Raw genomic sequence first — 19,466 nt, 5'->3', positions numbered from 1 at the left:
TTAACGAACATTAAAGAATATAGTTTAAGAACCTTGATATAACAAGGTTTACAAATGGAAGTAGAATATAAAAAATGATTTCCTTCATGAATAACAAGGGTTTACAATCATTTCAATTGTCCACGTTTTTTTGATGCTTTACTCTTTTTTCCTTTTTCTTTCCTTTAACAAACATTAACAAATATGACCTATAAACGTTGATATAACAAGGTTTATCGATATTCTATAAAGTGGAAATTCTACCACGATGTTACTGCATCAAGTGTTTGATAGGTTTCTTAACTTCTAGTTTCTTTTTATCGATCCACCAATTTCTCTTGAGTTCTTTCCCTTCCTTTAACGAACATTAAGGAAAATTGCGTATAAACCTTGGTATATCAATGTTTATAAATTGTTTGATAAATAAAATCGTAGCCAATTTCAGGTGTGTCAATAGATTAAGCATTGTTCAATTGTTTACATTTTTAATTCTTTCCTTTAGAGGTTATTACGGGAAACGTTCAACAAACGTTGGTATATCAGTGTTTAAAAGAAAAACAAAAATTGAATTCAAGGTGAAATACCATTAAATCAACCTTCACAACAATTAAAAAACGGTAGTACCTTTGCTCGTATATTTTTCTTTGTTGGTGTATTTCTTTTTCTTTCCTTTAACAAACATTAAGGAAAAATGCGTATAAACGTTGATATACATGGGTTTCTTTTTTTAAAAAAAGTTTAAAATACATGTTAGATGTCTTTATATCAAGGTTGGTAAAACTTAAAAAACGGTAGTGTCTTTCTTTTTTCTTCCTTTAACAAACATTAAAGAAAAACGCGTAAAAGCGTTGGTACATATGAATTCTGGAGCAATTTAGAAAACGAAATAAAAGGTGACCTTTGTCTGATTAAGGTTTAAAGGATTTCTATTTCAAAATTTTCTTCCTTTAGGGAGTACTAACAAAATGATGCAATGAAGGTTGATACAACAAGGTTTTAATTACCGAAAAAAAATGAAATAATCCTTAATGGTTGCTAGATTAGTAGTTAATGACGTTTCTAAACTTCTAGTTATTTTCCTTTAGGGGTTACTAAGGAAAAATGGTTGAATTAGCTGGTGTGAAAGGGTTTCTAACACATAGACAAGATTGAAATATTTGTGAAACCTTATAATCTATGGTGTTAAAGCATTTCCTATTTCAAAATTTTTCTTCCTTTAGGGAACATTAAGGAAAATAGTCAAAGGATGTTGATATACAGGGGTTTATTGATAGTTATATAAAGTAAAATACAAAGAGCCCTCAACTATATCAATGGCTGAGAGTGAATTCAATTGTTTACAATTCGTTTTCCTTATCATAGTAATAGATTTACACAAAAGTCTTGTAACCCTTGGGAGAGTAAGAGAGAAGGGGTGTCTCTATTGGTCGTTAACTCGGTTTTGATTATACTTTCTAATTTGATTCTTATTTTCTTATCATAGTAACAGAAAAACTAAAAAACGCTACATCCCTTGGGAGAGTAAAGATGAAGGGTATGCCTAAAAGCGTTACACACTATTGCCTCTTTGTTTTTTCTACTCTAAGTATGTTTTTGTTTTTCTTATCATAGTAACAGAATTGGAGAAAATCGCTGTATCCCTTGGGAGAGTAAGGTTTTGTAGGCGTTTCTATTTTCCTAAAGTTTAAATAATGAAGAGATTTTTAACAACGTACTTTTTTACTATATATGTAATTAAGTATATTATTAACTTAGTAATAATTAATATAAATATAAGTGATTATTAATATTAAGATAATAGTTAAACACTATATATTATATGTATGGCAAAAAAGTACGTTGTTAAATTCGCAACCTAGTAAGGCAGCTCGTCAACTGGTATATCTACAGGGATTATGGCTCCTTCTTCGATTAATCGTTCCCTTTCCTTTTCTTTTAGTTTTATGTATTGATCTTTTGATAATATTTTCATTTTTTCATATTTATGTGGCTCCTCATTAAATTCCTCATATTCATTTGTTATGTATGTGGTAGCTCTCCTTTCATCAAGTGATATAGCAATACTAAAGTAGTCCTGATTATGTATAAAAGTAATCATATTGTAGGCTTTTAGTTGACCCAGATAATGTGTAAGAGTTTTATTAGCCAATCCGGTTTTATCTGATAAACCTTCAATTGATATGTCGTATCCACTCTCATATAGGTCATTTTTGTATTTTAGATAGCAGTATAGGTAAAACCCTTCACATCCAATCTCTGGATTATTCATGCAGTATAAAAAGGTCTCAATAGGTATACAGTGGGTGTCATAAACTTCATAAAATGTGCCATACTCCAGTTCGCCTTGGATCATTCGCCTAAAAGCCTTAACTGGATACTTTATTGTAAAATTTCTTGGTAGCTTAGGGCGAATGTGTGCAGTCATTACCTCATCATCACTTAATAATTCAAATGTTAGTTCGTCTTCATCAAATGAATAGTATATTGGCAAATCATTACTAGTCTCTGTATAGCCCATTTCATCCAGCAATCCATTTTTCTTAATTATATAAGTGACTGATCTCGTCTCAGCTGCATAACCTAGGATACGTTTTAGGATGCTGTTGCTGACTGCTCCAGGATTATCCGTATATTTAGCGTAACGGTATAGCCAAGTGATTAAATAATAATATGAATAAGCAAATGCCTTATGTGGCGAATTGTTTATCCTAGCCTTTAGGTCCTCAAATATTTCGTTGGGTATGTAAATCAGCGATTCATTTTCATATCGATCAAAAATTTTATGTAGTTCTTGTTCTATTTTATTTCTCTCCCTTTTGCTTATTTTTAACTGTGAGATGTTCTCACGGTTAACTTAACTCAAGTTATACTTAGTCGTTAGATCGCTCTTTTAAATTTGGCCTATGTTTATAAATTAATTGGTACAAATCATTCATGAAATTCCTATCATCTGATAAGTTGTCTATAATTATCTGTAATGCATTATGTATTCCACTAACAATAAGAGCTTCTTTTGATGCTTGATTTAATGTCATCACTTCATCAACGATACCTTCCAGCTCATCCAAATTTTCTTTTGATTTAAAACGGTCTAAATCATATAAATCTTTTCTCATTTGGTTTAGTAAATAGACACTCACAATTTTTTGTTTATCAACTGGTGTCAACTCTTTTGAAAATAAATCTTTATTTATGCCTTCAAAATATGGAATGTTTGTTAAATCCACCAATCTCTTTTTGGGAATTTTAGATGTTTTACCCTTAATCCAGTCAGTAATAGTTTGATTACTTACTCCTATGTCTTTTGCTACATCCTTGTATTGCATATCGTAAACTTTACATATAAACTCCAATCCAATCATCATCTCACCCCCTTTTCAAGTTATATCTATATCATAAATCTGATTGAATCAGACTGTCAACTTTTCTTCTGATTGAATCAGATTTTAATTGTCCATCTTCCACCATATCTTGTAGTTCTGGGATGAGAGTGTTTAGTTTTTTGAGGTTTCTTAGTTGCTTTGTGTCTAGACCTAATTCATTTGCTAAGTCTTTTTGAGTTTTATTGTGAGAGGAATTATTTCCCTCACCAATATTTAACCCTTTCATATTTGAACTACCTTTTCTAATCCCATAGATTCTCTCTAGCTCACCAATACATCTTGCCATCTTCATTGGATTGACATTTCCAATACCACGTTGGAGAATATATCCTCTCTTAGTTCTCTAACTGTCATCTCGTCAACTGTTTTTGTTTCGCCTGTTAATGGTATTGTATGAAGCTGCTCGATAAAATGTTGATGATCACGGTCTTTTATTTGGGCTATATGTAGTAATTTAGCAAAACCTAAATGCGAAACCAATTTCGCTTTCTCCCCTAGTTCATCTGCAATCTGCATGAACTGCTGAGCGTTTCTGGGAGTCATATCTATGGATTCGACCCACTTCCCAAACTCACCGTGCACCAAATCTTTCTCCTTAACATGCTTCAGCCTGTGTCCAATTTCGAATATAGATTCTCCCGCTACACGTTGGTAGGTTTTTATCTCTGCTGTAATTACATTTAAATCATTTGATAATGCAATTTCATTTGTCATTTCTTTATGTTTTCTTTCTTATTTTTTAATTTTCATCAAAATTTTGATTAATAATGCTTGACTTGGCTTGTCCACTAGGTTAACTTTTGGTTGAAATCGTGGAAAACGGCTTGGCAGCAAAGTTGTTACCTACTGTCAAAGATCAAAAAAATAATCGATGATAATAGGTAACAACACTATACTTTTGTATGTCAATCTGTGGTATCCGTATCGTATAGCCCTTGTTTGTCGAGAGTTATTAACCCTAATAAATCTACACACCATCAAACAGCCCTAGGCGGCCATAAAAGCCATTTTAAGACTTATATGAGTGATTTATCTTACTAGCATATCTGCTACTGTCCTTCCTTCGTCAGCACTTTATGGTAGCTTTCACCCTTCGATGGTTAGCGTTAACAAGGAAACGCTTGTACCACCTATCCCCATTTATTTGCAGTGGCTGGGTCAGCACCTGACGTAATTTATTTACTTGTGCTTAACGGCATCTCACAAGGGAACTCCCTAAAAAAGACAATAAGAAACTAAACCTTGCACATTACGATTTTTTTTCGTATGATGAAGGCAGGGTAATTCCGTATTTAATTGTACGCAAGCAATTAATATGGTAAGTTGAAGCCATGTGTTGGTAGCACAGGCTTTTTTTTTGTTTATCTCTTTTTATTAATAGTCATTAACGGACTCGATGGCATGGCTTTTTCAAGCAATTTAAAGTCCTCCAGTGATTGCAAATACCTTTGGGTAGTGCTAATTTCACTGTGTCCAAGTAACTTAGACAAAGTATAAATATCTATGCCATTCAAAATGCACTGGACTGCGTAAAAATGCCTAAATGAGTGCGGAGAGATACGTTTCCCTTTTATCTTAGCTCTCTCTCCTGCTTCTTTTATTACGTTATACAAGCCTACATGTGATAGTTCTCCACCTTTGTAAGATAAAAAGTAGCGATCATCATTGAGCTTATCTTTAAAATACTCCTTACGTTTTCTATCATATTTAATCAGTATTTTTTTAAGCTCAGGACTAATATAAACCATTCTTTCTTTATTCCCTTTACCATTTACCAAAAGATAAGCTTCTTTGACATTGCTAAACTTAAGTCCTCTAATTTCCATCGAACGAAGTCCACAGTCTGATAACATAGCAATTATTGCTTTATTACGAGCTTCCATATAGTTTTGATAAGAAAAAACATTGATCATGGTCGTAATATCTTCGGAAGTGAATCCTTTTAATACCTTCTTAGGCACTTTAGGTAGTTCAACTTTTTTAGTTATATCTTCATCTAAATATTCTTCTGACACACACCAATTGAAGAAAGCTCTAATCATTTTAAACATTGAAACAATACTTTGAGGTTTCAATCCCTGCTGATGCTTGTAACGGACATAGGCTTTTAAATCGTAGACGGTGATACTCTCTAAGTTTTCAATTCCTCTTTTTTCTTTCAAATAAAGAGCTATTTGCTTTAACTCTTGTCGTTTGTTTTTAATGGTTTTAGGAGTATACCCCTTTGCTTGGCAATGATAAAAATACTCAGATATAACTTCATCAAGACGCAAAAAAACCACTCTCCCTGGTTAAGTTTCTACAGGAAAAGTGGTTATATTTTGATATGGAGAAAGTTACACCATTTTCTAGCAATTTTTAAAGGTGAAGGATTCACCCTGTGGATATTGATAGATTTAATTCTTACATAATAAATGGTGTAACTAGTTGATGAACCCTTGATATGTCAACGTTCGTAAGTTATTTTCCAGGTTGTTGCTTATTCATCGCATTCATCATTTGGTTAATTTTCTTCTGAGACGGCTTCATTCCCATTTGCATCATCATCATTTTAAGCATTTGTTCATTAATTGGTGGATTTTTCTTTAGATAGCTCATCATATATTTACGAGCGATGAAAAATCCTAGTGCTACACCAGCAAGTAATGCTAATATACCAACTAGAATATATGTCCACATACTACTTCCTCCTTCATGTTGTCTATCATACAGTGTACTAGACCAAAGGTTATTATACAATATTTGCTGATGATTTTCTCTAATTTAGACAAACTTTCTTTCTTTTATTGGCTTTAACCAGCCAAATCGATTATGAAAAAGGTCGATAGCTAAATAAGAACTTTCTTCTTTTCGTAGGACTTCAAAGAACACCGTCTCTGCATCATAGTTTCCTTGAGCCTCTAAACTAAGAAAACGATCATAGATCATCAACTTAGCTTGACTATTTTTTTCTTTAATATAAAACGCATTACTCTTATAAGAAACTTTTTTCTCTGCATATAATTCTCTATATAAATCATTATTTACTTTATCTTTTGGAATATTCTTGGTGATAAAGGCAATTTGTTTTCCCAAAATAAATTGGATCGTCCCAGTCGCTTGTTCATATTCCTTGAACAGCTGATAAAACATTTGCTCTCTACCAAAATAATGAGACGCAAAAGGTTCATCTATTAAATATAGCTGATACGTTCTCATAGAATTACTCCTTTTTTAGACAAGTCTTTTTCTTATTATAAAATTTTATTTCTGTATTTTCTGTCTCTTTTTGTTATAAATTTCTACTTTTTTTGTCGAAAAAAAACGAAGAGGGAAATTCCCTCTTCGCTCATGTTTATAAACTTTTTAATTTACTTACGATGTTCTCTACAGTAAACCCATACTCTTTTATTAGAATATCTCCTGGTGCAGAAGCACCGAATTGATCAATTCCTAAAACGTCGCCTTCTAGACCGACGTATTTATGCCAGCCAAATGATGCTGCCATTTCAATGGCTAAACGTTTGGTTACATTTTTAGGTAATACAGATTCTTTATATTCATTTGATTGAGCATCAAATCGTTTCCAATCCGGCATACTGATTACTGCCACATCAAAGCCCTCTTCTTTTAAAGCAGCTTTAGCCTTCACCGCTAATTCTACCTCTGACCCTGTCGCTAAAAGAAGCGCATCTGGTTGCTCTTTTTCTGCTTTTGCAATCACATAAGCACCTTTTAGAACTCCTTCAGGGGCTAACTCTGCTGAGTTTGGTAGTGTAGCAATATTTTGCCTAGTTAACACAAGTGCTGTTGGTTGATCTTTTGATTCAATCGCTAACTTCCAAGCAGCTGAAGTCTCATTTCCATCAGCTGGGCGAATAACTGCTAAATTTGGCATGGCACGAAGCGCTGCTAATTGTTCAACTGGTTCATGAGTAGGTCCATCTTCACCTACAGCAATACTGTCATGTGTAAGAACATAAGTAACAGGTAGCTTCATTAATGCTGCAAGCCGAATAGCTGGTCTTAAGTAGTCAGAGAATACAAAGAATGTCCCTCCAAAAACATTTAGACCACCGTGTAAAGCCATACCATTTAAAGCGGCACCCATAGCAAATTCTCGTACGCCAAACCAAATATTTTTTCCAGCATAATTAGTTGCTGAGAAGTCTTCTGCATCTTTAATCATCGTCTTATTCGAACCTGCTAAATCAGCTGAACCACCAAAGAAAGATGGTAAGTTCTTCGCAATACTATTGAGAGCTTCCCCTGAAGACGCTCTAGTGGCTAAACTTTTACCTTCTTCATATACGGGAATATCTTTATCCCAACCATTTGGTAATTCACCTTTGATTGCACCTTCTAGCTGTTCTGCTAATTCCGGATGATTTTTTTTGTAAGCAGCGAAAAGATCTTTCCATTCACTATCTGCTTTTTCACCGTTAATAGCTACATTTTGTTTGAAGTGTGCATATACTTCTTCAGGAACATGAAAATCTTCTTCAAATGTCCACTCATAAGCATCTTTTGTTAATTTTAATTCAGATGAGCCTAGTGGTGAACCATGAGAAGCAGATGAGCCTGCCTTATTCGGGGCTCCATAACCAATTACTGTTTTAACTTCTATTAACGTCGGTTGTGTAGTATTTTGACGAGCGTTGTCAATTGCCTGGGCAATTTCATCGAGATTATTTCCATCTTCTACTCGAAGATAATGCCAGCCATAACTTTTAAAACGATCGGCTACACTTTCAGAAAATGATTGATCTAAATCTCCGTCTAATGAGATGTCATTAGAATCATACATTACAATCAACTTTCCTAATTGAAGGTGACCAGCAAGAGAAGCTGCTTCTGCAGACACTCCCTCCATTAAGTCTCCATCTCCGCATATACTATATGTATAGTGGTCTACTACATTGTAGCCATCTTTATTATATTCAGCTGATAAGTGACTTTCAGCCATTGCCATCCCTACTGCCATGGCAATCCCTTGTCCTAATGGACCTGTTGTCGCATCTACACCTGGTGTATGGCCATATTCAGGATGTCCTGGTGTTTTACTACCCCACTGGCGAAATTCTTTAATATCATCTAAAGAAAGACCATATCCCGATAAATGAAGGAGACTATACAAAAGCATAGACCCATGACCCGCAGATAACACAAAGCGATCACGATTAAACCAATCAGGATTTTTGGGATTATGATTCATAAACTTTGTCCATAAAGTATACGCCATTGGCGCAGCTCCCATTGGCATTCCTGGATGACCAGAGTTTGCCTTCTCGACTGCGTCGATAGACAATGTTCTTATGGCACTAATTGATAAAGCATCTGTTTTGTTGAACATGAACGACATCCTTTCAATATATATCCTACAAATTAAATATAATAGACTTTCACCTTCAGTTACAACCAGAAAGGTAAAAAATTATATAATTGTCATATAAAACAACAACAAAGGAAACTGTTCGTGACAGTTTCCTTTTAAAAATTTATAAACACAATCTTAGTGAAGTGGTTTATTTTGTTCACGTTTTAACTTCTCTGGTGTAACATCATTACCTTCAGGGTCAATAACAGTAACACCTTTTAATGTATTTAACATAGAAGCTCTAAACTTCTCTAAATATTCTTTTCTTAATTTAGATTGTTCCTTTGCTTCTGGTTCTGATAAACCTTCTGTTTTCGCTTTCTTAGCAAGCGAATTAATTCTCGCTAATTTTTCTTTTGAAATCATTGTGCTACACTCCTTCCCATCCAAAAAGTTCTTCATTCCATATGGAGAAGATACTTAATAGCCATATTACTAAATATGACTGCATTTTACAAGAAAGCAGTTTTACAATCATCTTTTGATTTTCATTTCAGACGCCAATAAGTTGGTATCGTATTGCTTTATTATTAGGTATGGCAATGTAGCAGTGTTCTCAACTTAAAAATGTGAGACTATTAATATAGGGAGCGTATGTATGTAAATAAGGGGAATAAGGGAATAATACTTTCACTAACAACTAACGTTAAATGAAAAAACACGGATGAATCCTCGGAAACAAATAACCATTCACAGTTCACTTGTCTGAACCCACGAACGATTGTAGAATCTTTTAGTATGCCTTTATCTTGCTTGGTATCAGTACTAATATTTCTTAGTTTTTAAGTTAAATTACAACTAATCAATCGACTTAACTTATTATGCCTATATCATGATGATTCATTATCCATCTGCTCTATATCATCTATATATTCATTATACCTACGGTTTACTGTCGCTTTAGATATTTTATAACCAAAGCCTCTTAACGTTGCAGCAATTTCTGCAAAAGTAAGGTTATTTTGTCTCAATTTTACTATTTCTTCTATTGGTACCTCTATTCGTTCTCTTCCGTTTATATTTCCTTGGTTTTTTAAATTTTTTTCAGGTCGAAAGCCTTTTTGAACAGCTTTTTGCATCCCTCTTTTTATTTTTACATTATGTAGTTTTCTTTGATACTCTTCAACCATGCTAACAATTTGTAATACCATAGAATCAGAATCTGAAAGTTGCAATTCTCCATTATGGGCAATTGTATAAATCTTCCCATTTTCTTTAAGTATACAATGTAAGATGGCAATTTTAGCATTTCCTCTTCCAATCCTGGTTTCATCTTGAATAAGAACAGCCTCTGCTTGATTTTGTTTAAGTAACTCCAATAATTGCAACACACCAATTCTTTCTAAATCATAGCCACTTGCTTTCTCACGTATGACTTCAACTACATTCATATCCTTCATTCTCGCTAAATGTAAAAGTTCTTCTTCTTGTCTAGCAAGAGACGTTTCCTGGGTATCCTTCGTCGTACTCACCCTGCAATATATAATTACATTCATTCTCTTTCATTCCTTTAGTCTTCTAATATCACACTAGCTAAATTTGTTTCAGATATTATTTCACCATTTGTAATGGGAAGATATACCGTATCACCAGGATGTATTTTACCTAAATGTATATGATTAAATTCTTCTACCCAAGCAACAAAGTCTTTAGAAGACATATTATGGGCATCTTTAAACTCCTCCGCTATTTTCCATAAAGAATCTCCTTGTTTTACTTCAACTTTTACATATTCCTCCTGATTTGCATTACCAGTGTTCAAAAATAATAAGAAAACCATACCGAAACTAAAAGCGATAAGAATAATAGCATAACTATAAGAATTCCACAATTGTTTTATCATTAATTGCCACCCCTGAATAGAATATATGTTCGATTTAATAATTTTAGTATAATGCGAACATTTGTTTCTGTCAATAAGAAAATTCGAACTTATGTTTGTATCTATTTACTACTGATGGTATAATAATCTTAATGAAATTGACGAAGGTGCGTGATAGCGTGAAATTATCTAAGAGGCAGCAAGATATATTGAATTTTATAAAAGATGAAGTAAAACAAAAAGGTTATCCACCTTCCGTTAGGGAAATAGGTGAAGCTGTTGGACTTGCTTCAAGTTCAACCGTACATGGCCATCTAGCCAGACTAGAGAGTAAAGGTCTTATTCGTCGAGATCCGACAAAACCCCGTGCCATTGAGGTATTAAATCTAGAAGAGAGCAACCCAATACCTAAAGTGCAAACGGTGAACGTACCTATTATCGGTAAGGTTACTGCTGGTCACCCCATTACTGCGATTGAGAATGTTGAGGAATATTTCCCTTTACCTGAAAGAATGGCTCCGAGTGATGAAAATATCTTCATGCTTGAAATTATGGGAGAAAGTATGATTGAAGCTGGCATATTAGATGGTGATTATGTCATAGTCAAGCAGCAACAAACAGCAAATAATGGAGAAATCGTGGTTGCTATGACAGAAGATGATGAGGCCACCGTTAAGCGATTCTTTAAAGAGAAGAACTTTATCCGCTTGCAACCAGAAAACCCTACTATGGAGCCGATTATCTTGCACAATGTATCTATTTTAGGCAAAGTTATTGGTGTTTATCGTCAAATACATTAAAAAAGAGTGTCATTATTGACACTCCTTTTTAATAGTTTGCAATTATCTTTATATGTTACTCATACAATTATAAAATTTGAAAAATTCAGTAAAATAGAATCATTACATCGAGACAAAAATATATTATAATGAAATTTACACCAAGAATCAACCTAAGGTCGCAAAAAAATCTCGGCTTTAGGAGTGTGAAGGAAAAATGTTAATGAACATTCTCTTCGCTGCGTTGATTGGTGGAATTGTCGGTGTTGCAGGACATTTGCAGAGATTAGGCAAACTAGTCAAGCCACGGATGACGAAAAAATTCATTTATTTAGGGTTCTTAGAAGACATCTTACTAGGAGGACTGGCGGCCGTATTTGTCATTGTGACAACAACACCGGATTCCCCCACTGCTGTTTTCATCATCTCTCTCGTATCTGGTATGGGAGGTGAGGGTATCTTAAAATTATTAGATACCCTAAAAGTAAAAGATCAAGAATAAAATTTTATTCCGTTCTTATGAACGGTTTTTTGTTGTATATAACAAGAACAAATTTTATTTAGACAACTTCGCTTTTTACCTACTATTCTAGCCCATAGAACCACTCTCCTGAAGTACTGTTCATCCATTCAATACGAGCTAATGTTTTTAAATTTGATACCTACTACTTGACATGATGTTTTATGGGTAAATAAATATTAAAGCATTTTTCATGAAAACAAATAGCTAGGATGATTAAATGCCAATTATTCAATTGATTGGTAACTTGAACGACCTACTTCATCATACATACACCTTAAATTCAGTTCATAAATGAATCAATTGCCCCCCTTGATTTTACATACCCAATAACCCACAAGTACTAAATCGCTTAAAGTAACTATTTCTCATTGATTTCGACTATCCGCATCATTACTTATATTTTTTCTTCCTATTATTAATAAATAAATCTGTAGACAAACTCATTTAAGGAGTTTATCTACAGTCTGAAGCAGCCGTTAAAACGGTATTTGAAGATGCCTTTTAGTTTCAGCAATAGTTATTTTCCCATATATAAGCTTCCATTAAAACACAGTAAAAGCACTCTCAACTTACGGGGTTCCTAAGTTCCTTATACTTCAACTGCAACAATATCATCACAACAGATCGTAGTAATTCTTACACGAGCTTTCTTGTCACAACAACAATGATCGTGACGATCATCGTGACGATCACAGTCTGCTTTAGCTAGGAAGACTAAATTACCGCGAATATCGATAAACTCCCCGAACACATGGCCGCCACCTTTAAGAAACACTCTCACATCCTCACCACGGGAAACGTTCTTAAAGAACTCATCGCAGCCACAATCCTTATTGTCGTCTTTGCTGTAATTACCACAACCGTGATTGTTGTTGTCATATCCATATGAGTCTGAATATCTTGGTCTTCTTCCAAAAAAACAATTATTATATCCCATATCTCTTCCTCCTTTCTATCATTATGTTAATACTATATGTCGAGGGTATTGGAGGTGTACGGGCTATATCCCCCTGTTAAAAGACCATTTATTTTCTCTTTGTTTCTATCTTTTAATTTGCTATCCTATCCTAACTAAAATAAAGAAGCAGCCGTTATGGCTGCTTTGGTTGGACTCTTTTTAGTATCTAATATAGAGATACCAAGTTGAATGTTAATACTCAACAGGTATACTCCTTGCATACATATCTGTTTAGACACAATAAAGAAACTACTAACTATCGTGTTTCAACTGCAACGATATTATCGCAACAGATCGTAGTGATCTTTACACGATTTTTCTTGTCGCAACAATCATCGTGACGATCATCGTGACGATCACAGTTAGCTTTTGCTAAGAAAACTAAATTACCGCGAACATCAACGAATTCTCCTGTCACATGGTCGCCACCTTTAAGAAATACTCTTACATCCTCACCACGGGAGATATTCTTAAAGAACTCATCACAGCCACAATCCTTATTGTCGTTTTTACTGTAATTACCACAACCGTGATTGTTATTGTCATATGAGTCTGAATATCTTGAGCCTCTTCCATAGAAATTATTATTACATCCCATTTTTCTTCCTCCTTTCTATGATTATGTTAATACTATATGTGGATAATAAAGGAGGTGTACGGGCTATATCATCCTATTAAAAGACCATTTTATTTTCTCTGTGGACCTTCTTTTTGTTGTCAAACCTATCTAACTAAAATAAAGAAGCAGCCTTTATGGCTGCTTTGAACTCGATTTTTGGTATCTATTAAATAGATACCAAGTTGAATGTTAATACTAAACAGTTATAGCCCTTGCATCCGCTAAGACACAATAAAGAAACTCCTAACTATCGTGTTTCAACTGCAACGATATTATCGCAACAGATCGTAGTGATTCTTACACGATTTTTCTTGTCGCAACAATCATCGTGACGATCATCGTGACGATCACAGTTAGCTTTTGCTAAGAAAACTAAATTACCGCGAACATCAACGAATTCTCCTGTCACATGGTCGCCGCCTTTAAGAAATACTCTCACATCCTCACCACGGGAGATATTCTTAAAGAACTCATCACAGCCACAATCCTTATTGTCGTTTTTACTGTAATTACCACAACCGTGATTGTTGTTGTCATATGAGTCTGAATATCTTGAGCCTCTTCCATAGAAATTATTATTACATCCCATTTTTCTTCCTCCTTTCTATGATTATGTTAATACTATATGTGGATGGTCTTAGAGTTGTACGGGCTATATCCCCCTGTTGAAAGACCATTTTATTTTTCTCTGTGGACCTGTTTTATTTTCAAACCTATCCTAGCAAAAATAAAAAAGCAGCCATTATGGCTGCTTTTATCTGAGACCCTTTTTAGTTTTCTATTAATTAGTTGAATGATGATACGAAGCAGTTATACCCCTTGCAAGAACTTCTTTTAGACTCATAAAAAGGACTCTTACTATCGAGTTTCAACTGCAATGATATCATCACAACAGATCGTAGTAATCCTTACACGATCTTTCTTGTTGCAACAATCTTTGTGACGATCATCGTGACGATTACAGTTAGCTTTTGCTAGGAAAACTAAATTCCCACGAACATCGATAAACTCTCCGAACACATGGCCGCCACCTTTAAGGAATACTTTCACATCCTCACCACGGGAAATGTTCCTAAAGAACTCATCACAGCCACAATCATTATGATCATATCCGTATGAGTCTGAATAGTTTTGATTATTATATCCCATATTCTCATCCTCCTTTCTATGATTATGTTAATACTATATGTGGAAGATGAAGAGTTGTACGGGCTATATTACCTTGTTAAAAGACCATTTTATATTACATCTTCTTAAGTTTTTATGAAAAATCAGATGTTAAGGCTACTTCTATAAATTAAATGTAAAGAGGTTCATAATAAACGTCTCCAGGATGATCCTCACCTCTTATATTTTCAAATAAAAAAAGACTGTAGGTACCTCGATTACACCGAGTTTACCTACAGTCTGAAAAACCACTTTGGTATTATCTATTAATACATTTGTAAATATTGCTCGCGTTCCCATGGGTGAACTTGCGTTCTGAACATATCCCACTCAATTTCTTTTGCTTCAATAAAGTGCTCAAGAATATGTTCACCAAGTGCAGCAACCATTACTTCATCTTGTTTAAGAAGTTCTAGCGCGCTATAAAGTGTAGCTGGAAGATCTTTAATACCTTCAGCTTCACGTTCCTCTTTGCTCATAACATAAATATTACGGTCTACCGGAGCTGGTGGTGTTAGGTTGTTTTTCACACCATCTAATCCAGCCTTAAGAAGAACAGCCATTGCAAGGTATGGATTGGCAGCTGGGTCAACACTACGTACTTCTACACGTGTACTGACACCACGTGATGCTGGGATACGAATAAGTGGTGAACGGTTTCTCGCAGACCAAGCAACATAACAAGGAGCTTCATATCCAGGCACTAAACGTTTAAAAGAGTTTACTGTTGGATTTGTTACAGCTGTGAAACTTGGTGCATGGTTAATGATACCTGCAATAAAATTACGTGCTGTATCACTAAGTTCTAAATCACCTTTTGTATCATAGAATGCATTTACACCATCTTTAAATAATGAAACGTTACAGTGCATACCTGATCCGTTCACACCGAATAATGGTTTTGGCATAAATGTTGCGTGTAAACCGTGTTTACGTGCAATTGTTTTAACCACTAATTTAAATGTTTGGATGTTATCACATGCTGTAAGTGCATCAGCATATTTAAAATCGATTTCATGTTGCCCTGGAGCCACTTCATGGTGAGAAGCTTCAATTTCAAAGCCCATTTCTTCTAGCTCAAGAACGATATCACGACGGCAATTTTCACCTAAATCAGTTGGAGCTAAATCAAAATAACCACCATTATCATTAAGTTCTAAAGTTGGTTCACCTTGTTGATCTAACTTAAATAAGAAGAATTCTGGTTCTGGTCCAAGGTTAAAATCTGTAAAGCCGAGGTCTTCCATTTCTTTAAGGATTCTTCTTAAGTTATTACGAGGGTCTCCCGCGAATGGCGTACCATCTGGATTATAAATATCGCAGATTAAACGTGCAACTTTTCCTTTTTCAGCTGTCCAAGGGAAGACTACCCATGTGTCTAAGTCTGGGAATAAATACATATCTGATTCTTCAATGCGAACGAAACCTTCAATTGAGGAACCATCGAACATCATTTTATTGTCCAAAGCTTTTTCAAGCTGACTAATTGGGATTTCTACGTTTTTAATTGTTCCTAAAATGTCAGTAAATTGTAATCTGATAAATTTTACATTTTCTTCTTCAGCAATTCGTGTGATATCTTCTTTAGTGAATTTTGCCACCTTGTGTTTCCTCCTTTAAAGTCAAGAAAAGATTTTTTATTTTAATGGAAAAAGCGTGATAAATCACCTTGTCTTAAAGACGATCGAGTAAACCTACCTGCTTGCATAAATTCTTTACGCAAAAGCTTTCTCAATTCGTCATCTGACAAATCGTGTCTCACTTTTTCTTCTTGCTTCTTAAATGCTTGTTCATCCATCTCTTGTTGTTGTTTCACTGTGAATAGTTGCTTTATTCCAGCCATATTGACACCTTGATCAATTAAATCTTTGATCTCTAGCAATTTATCAATATCATTCAATGAATATAGCCTTCTATTCGTATCCGTTCTAGCTGGAGTAATCAATTGGTGTTCTTCATAATAGCGAATCTGTCTTGCTGTTAGCTCAGTCAGCTGCATCACAATGCCAATTGGAAAGAGCGGCATGGAACGACGTATTTCACTTCCAGTCAACCATCTCTCCTCCTTCATTCTTTTACTTTTAATTTCTTTGTATCTTATATCCTATTATATGTCGTGTTAGATAATCTGTCAACAAAATGTTATGTTTTATCACATGGAAATCATGAAATTTTCAAACTTTTTTCCTAATACTGAAAGAAGGCAGCGTATATCCGCCTCCTTTCCCTATATTTATTAATACTTTTGAATGAGTTTTTTCTCTAATAATTGGTCTAACGCTGTACAAATGGCGATTTTTACATGAGAATAGGTTAATCCGCCTTGAACATATGCTTCAAACGGGGGCCGAATAGGTCCGTCTGCTGTTAACTCAATACTTGCTCCTTGAATAAAAGTACCCGCAGCCATAATGACATCATCCTCATATCCTGGCATATATGCTGGATAGGCAGTAACGTGAGAGTTGATTGGGGAAGCATATTGAATCGCTTGACAAAAGGCAACCATCATTTTAGCATCACCAAATTGTACTGATTGTATAAGGTCTGTTCTCTCTGCATCCCATCTTGGATTAGTTTTCATCCCAAAGTATTCGAGAATTGCAGCTGTAAAAACCGCTCCCTTCAAAGCTTGTCCTACTACATGGGGGGCTAAGAAAAAACCCTGATACATCTCCTGTAAACTATATAGTGAGGCTCCAGCTTCCGCTCCAATGCCAGGGGAAGTTAATCGATAAGAGCACGCTTCAACAAGGGCTTTTTTTCCAACAATGTAACCACCCGTTTTCGCCAATCCACCGCCTGGGTTCTTAATAAGGGAACCGGCCATTAAATCGGCACCAACATGACAAGGTTCCATTTCTTCAACAAATTCACCATAACAATTATCGACGAAGATAACGACTTCAGGGTTGATGGACTTAACAAAATGAATCATTTCTTTAATTTCATTTATTGTAAATGATGGTCTTTCCGCATAACCTTTTGAACGTTGTATACCAACCATCTTTGTTGAGGATGTCATTCTTTCTTTGAGTACCTCAAAATCAACAGTACCATCCTCTTGCAATTCAACCGCATCATACCCAATACGAAATTCTTTTAGAGACCCTACCCCTTTACCTCTTATACCGACGATTTCTTCTAACGTATCGTATGGTTTACCAGTAATATATAAAAGGTCATCCCCCGGTCGTAAAATACCAAATAGCGCAGTGGATATAGCATGCGTACCAGAAATGATTTGTGGTCTAACCAATGCTGCTTCGCCACCAAAGACATCTGCATAGATTAATTCTAAAGTATCTCTACCCGCATCGTCATAACCATATCCCGTCGACGGTATAAAATGGCTATCACTTACACGGTGTTTTTGAAAACTCCGCAGAACCCGAAATTGATTCTCATCTATTCTTTCCTCTATTTTATGTGTCACACAAGAAATTTTTTTTTCTACTTCTTGAACAATCTCAGAAAGAGATTCTCCATTTATTAAGCTTTGGAACATGATTTACACCTTTACTTTCTATACTCTATAATGATTTAGCATTTGTGTGATTGGATGATCTTTGAAGTAAAAACCTTTAGCCAAATACATTTGTTTTTCTTCTATAAACTCACTACTCCGCACAATAGTCACCGTATTTAGGAGCGATAATAACTTTCCTTCTGAAGCAGGGATTGCAGCAGTATACGAATCCATTAATTGGGTGACCGCATGTTCAATTGCTTCTTTTAGCAAATAGCGATCACGATCATTTAATGCACTCATTTGTAACGTGTGCCTACCTTTTGTTGGAATGAACCTTTCATGTGCTTCATCTTTTTTATTATAAACAATCAATTGTGGAATCTCTTCCTGCTCTAAATCATCAATTAATTGTTGTACGGTTTGTTCATGTTGGGTGTAGTCCGGATTAGACATATCGACTACATGTAAAATGAGATCCGCTTCGTTTACTTCTTCTAAAGTAGATCTAAAAGCTGCAATTAACGTAGTCGGTAAGTCTTGTATAAATCCAACTGTATCGGTTAAAAGAGCTGTATATCCACTTGGTAAAGACATTTTTCTTGTCATTGGATCAAGTGTGGCAAATAATTGATTTTCTTCATAGGAATCAGCTTCGGTTAGGCGATTAAACAAGGTCGATTTACCCGCATTCGTATAACCTACTAAGGCTATTTGCAGTGCTTGGTTCTTCTTTCTTCTTTCACGATAACGCTTTCTATGATGAACAACTGCCCTCAATTGCTTATCAATATCATCAATTTTCCTTCGTATATGACGGCGATCTGATTCAAGCTTTGTCTCACCTGGACCTCTTGTTCCAATTCCCCCGCCTAAGCGTGAAAGTGCTGTTCCTTGTCCCAATAATCTCGGTAGTAAATATTTTAATTGAGCTAGTTCAACTTGCAGTTTCCCTTCTTTTGAACGAGCTCTGCCAGCAAAAATATCAAGAATCAACTGGGTTCGATCAATAATTCTTGCCGAAATGAATTCGGATAAGTTACGAACTTGACTAGGAGATAGTTCATCATTAAAAATAATCACATCTGCTTCGGTCTCTTCTTGTAGGCGTGATATTTCTTCAACTTTCCCTTTTCCTATATATGTAGATGGATGAATTCTCTCTCTTTTTTGTACAACACTTGTAATCACTTCACCTTTAGCTGTTTTTGTTAGAGACACAAGCTCATCCATTGAATAACTATATTGCAAATCGTCTTCAGTCGTTTGACAGCCGACAAGTATCGCTTTTTCTTTAAAAGACTGTTGTTCCATTAAAGCCCTACTTTCTTTTTAACATATCATTATCATATCAAATTCTTTTGTAATTCACTAATTATTCTTTACGTTAAAGGGAGAAAATTTCCGGTTA

Annotated in this window: 21 protein-coding genes; 2 read left to right on the top strand and 19 right to left on the bottom strand. The window is 34.9% G+C overall.

Annotated features, from left to right (window positions below; all coding sequences use genetic code 11):
• Nucleotides 1-1,834 precede the first annotated feature (1,834 nt).
• From MKX78_RS10655 to yneA, 11 genes are all read right to left on the bottom strand, one after another.
• Nucleotides 1,835-2,509, bottom strand: a complete 675-nt coding sequence (locus MKX78_RS10655) for a hypothetical protein (protein ID WP_341050805.1) — start codon at nucleotides 2,507-2,509, stop codon at nucleotides 1,835-1,837.
• A gap of 340 nt (nucleotides 2,510-2,849) precedes the next feature.
• Nucleotides 2,850-3,341, bottom strand: a complete 492-nt coding sequence (locus MKX78_RS10650) for a helix-turn-helix domain-containing protein (RefSeq protein WP_341050802.1) — start codon at nucleotides 3,339-3,341, stop codon at nucleotides 2,850-2,852.
• A 31-nt stretch (nucleotides 3,342-3,372) separates the two neighbouring features.
• Complete coding sequence (locus MKX78_RS10645) at nucleotides 3,373-3,654, bottom strand: hypothetical protein (protein WP_341050799.1); 282 nt, start codon at nucleotides 3,652-3,654, stop codon at nucleotides 3,373-3,375.
• Nucleotides 3,651-4,076, bottom strand: a complete 426-nt coding sequence (locus MKX78_RS10640; RefSeq protein WP_341050796.1) for a DUF3102 domain-containing protein — start codon at nucleotides 4,074-4,076, stop codon at nucleotides 3,651-3,653. Before MKX78_RS10640 ends, MKX78_RS10645 begins: the two co-directional genes overlap by 4 nt.
• A gap of 647 nt (nucleotides 4,077-4,723) precedes the next feature.
• A complete protein-coding gene (locus MKX78_RS10635) occupies nucleotides 4,724-5,635 on the bottom strand; it encodes a tyrosine-type recombinase/integrase (protein WP_341050794.1) in 912 nt (303 codons plus the stop codon).
• A gap of 187 nt (nucleotides 5,636-5,822) precedes the next feature.
• Nucleotides 5,823-6,041, bottom strand: coding sequence for a YneF family protein (locus MKX78_RS10630; RefSeq protein ID WP_095369430.1), 219 nt, complete (start codon nucleotides 6,039-6,041; stop codon nucleotides 5,823-5,825).
• Nucleotides 6,042-6,125: 84 nt separating this feature from the next.
• Nucleotides 6,126-6,560 carry a sporulation inhibitor of replication protein SirA gene (gene sirA, locus MKX78_RS10625; protein WP_095369431.1) on the bottom strand — a complete coding sequence of 145 codons (435 nt, stop codon included), beginning with the start codon at nucleotides 6,558-6,560 and terminating at the stop codon, nucleotides 6,126-6,128.
• A 136-nt stretch (nucleotides 6,561-6,696) separates the two neighbouring features.
• Complete coding sequence (gene tkt, locus MKX78_RS10620) at nucleotides 6,697-8,694, bottom strand: transketolase (protein ID WP_341050791.1); 1,998 nt, start codon at nucleotides 8,692-8,694, stop codon at nucleotides 6,697-6,699.
• A 159-nt stretch (nucleotides 8,695-8,853) separates the two neighbouring features.
• On the bottom strand, nucleotides 8,854-9,084 hold the full coding sequence (locus tag MKX78_RS10615) for a DUF896 domain-containing protein (protein ID WP_095369433.1): 231 nt from the start codon (nucleotides 9,082-9,084) through the stop codon (nucleotides 8,854-8,856).
• A 464-nt stretch (nucleotides 9,085-9,548) separates the two neighbouring features.
• Nucleotides 9,549-10,214: a YneB family resolvase-like protein gene (locus MKX78_RS10610; RefSeq protein ID WP_095369434.1), complete on the bottom strand. Its 666-nt coding sequence runs from the start codon at nucleotides 10,212-10,214 to the stop codon at nucleotides 9,549-9,551.
• Nucleotides 10,215-10,228: 14 nt separating this feature from the next.
• Nucleotides 10,229-10,561, bottom strand: coding sequence for a cell division suppressor protein YneA (yneA, locus tag MKX78_RS10605; RefSeq protein WP_095369435.1), 333 nt, complete (start codon nucleotides 10,559-10,561; stop codon nucleotides 10,229-10,231).
• A gap of 131 nt (nucleotides 10,562-10,692) precedes the next feature.
• Here yneA and lexA point away from each other — a divergent pair, with 131 nt between their 5' ends.
• A complete protein-coding gene (lexA, locus tag MKX78_RS10600) occupies nucleotides 10,693-11,340 on the top strand; it encodes a transcriptional repressor LexA (RefSeq protein WP_095369436.1) in 648 nt (215 codons plus the stop codon).
• A 196-nt stretch (nucleotides 11,341-11,536) separates the two neighbouring features.
• Entirely contained in the window at nucleotides 11,537-11,821 is a 285-nt protein-coding gene (locus MKX78_RS10595; protein WP_224936226.1) for a DUF4257 domain-containing protein, read from the top strand.
• A gap of 610 nt (nucleotides 11,822-12,431) precedes the next feature.
• Here the strand turns inward: MKX78_RS10595 and MKX78_RS10590 are convergent.
• The 8 genes from MKX78_RS10590 to hflX all read right to left on the bottom strand — a co-directional run bounded on the left by MKX78_RS10590 (nucleotide 12,432) and on the right by hflX (nucleotide 19,369).
• Nucleotides 12,432-12,617, bottom strand: a complete 186-nt coding sequence (locus MKX78_RS10590) for a hypothetical protein (RefSeq protein ID WP_157733734.1) — start codon at nucleotides 12,615-12,617, stop codon at nucleotides 12,432-12,434.
• A 439-nt stretch (nucleotides 12,618-13,056) separates the two neighbouring features.
• The gene (locus MKX78_RS10585) at nucleotides 13,057-13,398 is read right to left on the bottom strand and encodes a hypothetical protein (RefSeq protein WP_341050789.1); all 342 of its coding nucleotides are present in this window, start codon (nucleotides 13,396-13,398) and stop codon (nucleotides 13,057-13,059) included.
• 268 nt (nucleotides 13,399-13,666) lie between these two features.
• Entirely contained in the window at nucleotides 13,667-14,008 is a 342-nt protein-coding gene (locus tag MKX78_RS10580; protein ID WP_095369439.1) for a hypothetical protein, read from the bottom strand.
• A 269-nt stretch (nucleotides 14,009-14,277) separates the two neighbouring features.
• Nucleotides 14,278-14,568 (bottom strand): hypothetical protein, encoded by a 291-nt coding sequence (locus MKX78_RS10575; protein WP_341050787.1) that lies wholly within the window; start codon nucleotides 14,566-14,568, stop codon nucleotides 14,278-14,280.
• Nucleotides 14,569-14,852: 284 nt separating this feature from the next.
• Entirely contained in the window at nucleotides 14,853-16,187 is a 1,335-nt protein-coding gene (gene glnA / locus MKX78_RS10570; protein ID WP_095369442.1) for a type I glutamate--ammonia ligase, read from the bottom strand.
• Between the two features lie 41 nt (nucleotides 16,188-16,228).
• Entirely contained in the window at nucleotides 16,229-16,639 is a 411-nt protein-coding gene (locus MKX78_RS10565; protein ID WP_095369443.1) for a MerR family transcriptional regulator, read from the bottom strand.
• Nucleotides 16,640-16,822: 183 nt separating this feature from the next.
• Complete coding sequence (locus MKX78_RS10560; protein WP_095369444.1) at nucleotides 16,823-18,094, bottom strand: methionine gamma-lyase family protein; 1,272 nt, start codon at nucleotides 18,092-18,094, stop codon at nucleotides 16,823-16,825.
• An 18-nt stretch (nucleotides 18,095-18,112) separates the two neighbouring features.
• Nucleotides 18,113-19,369, bottom strand: coding sequence for a GTPase HflX (hflX, locus tag MKX78_RS10555; RefSeq protein ID WP_307314327.1), 1,257 nt, complete (start codon nucleotides 19,367-19,369; stop codon nucleotides 18,113-18,115).
• Nucleotides 19,370-19,466 lie beyond the last annotated feature (97 nt).

The sequence above is a fragment of the Cytobacillus sp. FSL R5-0569 genome (genome assembly GCF_038007265.1).
Lineage (GTDB): Bacteria > Bacillota > Bacilli > Bacillales > Cytobacillaceae > Cytobacillus > Cytobacillus kochii.
This window is presented reverse-complemented; position numbering and strand designations above follow the sequence as displayed.

What these genes read in the sequence shown, in the direction of transcription:
- MKX78_RS10650 (WP_341050802.1), bottom strand. Translation starts at nt 3,341, where the DNA reads ATGATTGGATTGGAGTTTATATGTAAAGTTTACGATATGCAATACAAG.
- MKX78_RS10645 (WP_341050799.1), bottom strand. Translation starts at nt 3,654, where the DNA reads ATGAAGATGGCAAGATGTATTGGTGAGCTAGAGAGAATCTATGGGATT.
- MKX78_RS10640 (WP_341050796.1), bottom strand. Translation starts at nt 4,076, where the DNA reads ATGACAAATGAAATTGCATTATCAAATGATTTAAATGTAATTACAGCA.
- MKX78_RS10630 (WP_095369430.1), bottom strand. Translation starts at nt 6,041, where the DNA reads ATGTGGACATATATTCTAGTTGGTATATTAGCATTACTTGCTGGTGTA.
- sirA (WP_095369431.1), bottom strand. Translation starts at nt 6,560, where the DNA reads ATGAGAACGTATCAGCTATATTTAATAGATGAACCTTTTGCGTCTCAT.
- tkt (WP_341050791.1), bottom strand. Translation starts at nt 8,694, where the DNA reads ATGTTCAACAAAACAGATGCTTTATCAATTAGTGCCATAAGAACATTG.
- MKX78_RS10615 (WP_095369433.1), bottom strand. Translation starts at nt 9,084, where the DNA reads ATGATTTCAAAAGAAAAATTAGCGAGAATTAATTCGCTTGCTAAGAAA.
- MKX78_RS10610 (WP_095369434.1), bottom strand. Translation starts at nt 10,214, where the DNA reads ATGAATGTAATTATATATTGCAGGGTGAGTACGACGAAGGATACCCAG.
- yneA (WP_095369435.1), bottom strand. Translation starts at nt 10,561, where the DNA reads ATGATAAAACAATTGTGGAATTCTTATAGTTATGCTATTATTCTTATC.
- lexA (WP_095369436.1), top strand. Translation starts at nt 10,693, where the DNA reads ATGAAATTGACGAAGGTGCGTGATAGCGTGAAATTATCTAAGAGGCAG.
- MKX78_RS10595 (WP_224936226.1), top strand. Translation starts at nt 11,537, where the DNA reads ATGTTAATGAACATTCTCTTCGCTGCGTTGATTGGTGGAATTGTCGGT.
- MKX78_RS10585 (WP_341050789.1), bottom strand. Translation starts at nt 13,398, where the DNA reads ATGGGATGTAATAATAATTTCTATGGAAGAGGCTCAAGATATTCAGAC.
- MKX78_RS10580 (WP_095369439.1), bottom strand. Translation starts at nt 14,008, where the DNA reads ATGGGATGTAATAATAATTTCTATGGAAGAGGCTCAAGATATTCAGAC.
- MKX78_RS10575 (WP_341050787.1), bottom strand. Translation starts at nt 14,568, where the DNA reads ATGGGATATAATAATCAAAACTATTCAGACTCATACGGATATGATCAT.
- MKX78_RS10560 (WP_095369444.1), bottom strand. Translation starts at nt 18,094, where the DNA reads ATGTTCCAAAGCTTAATAAATGGAGAATCTCTTTCTGAGATTGTTCAA.
- hflX (WP_307314327.1), bottom strand. Translation starts at nt 19,369, where the DNA reads ATGGAACAACAGTCTTTTAAAGAAAAAGCGATACTTGTCGGCTGTCAA.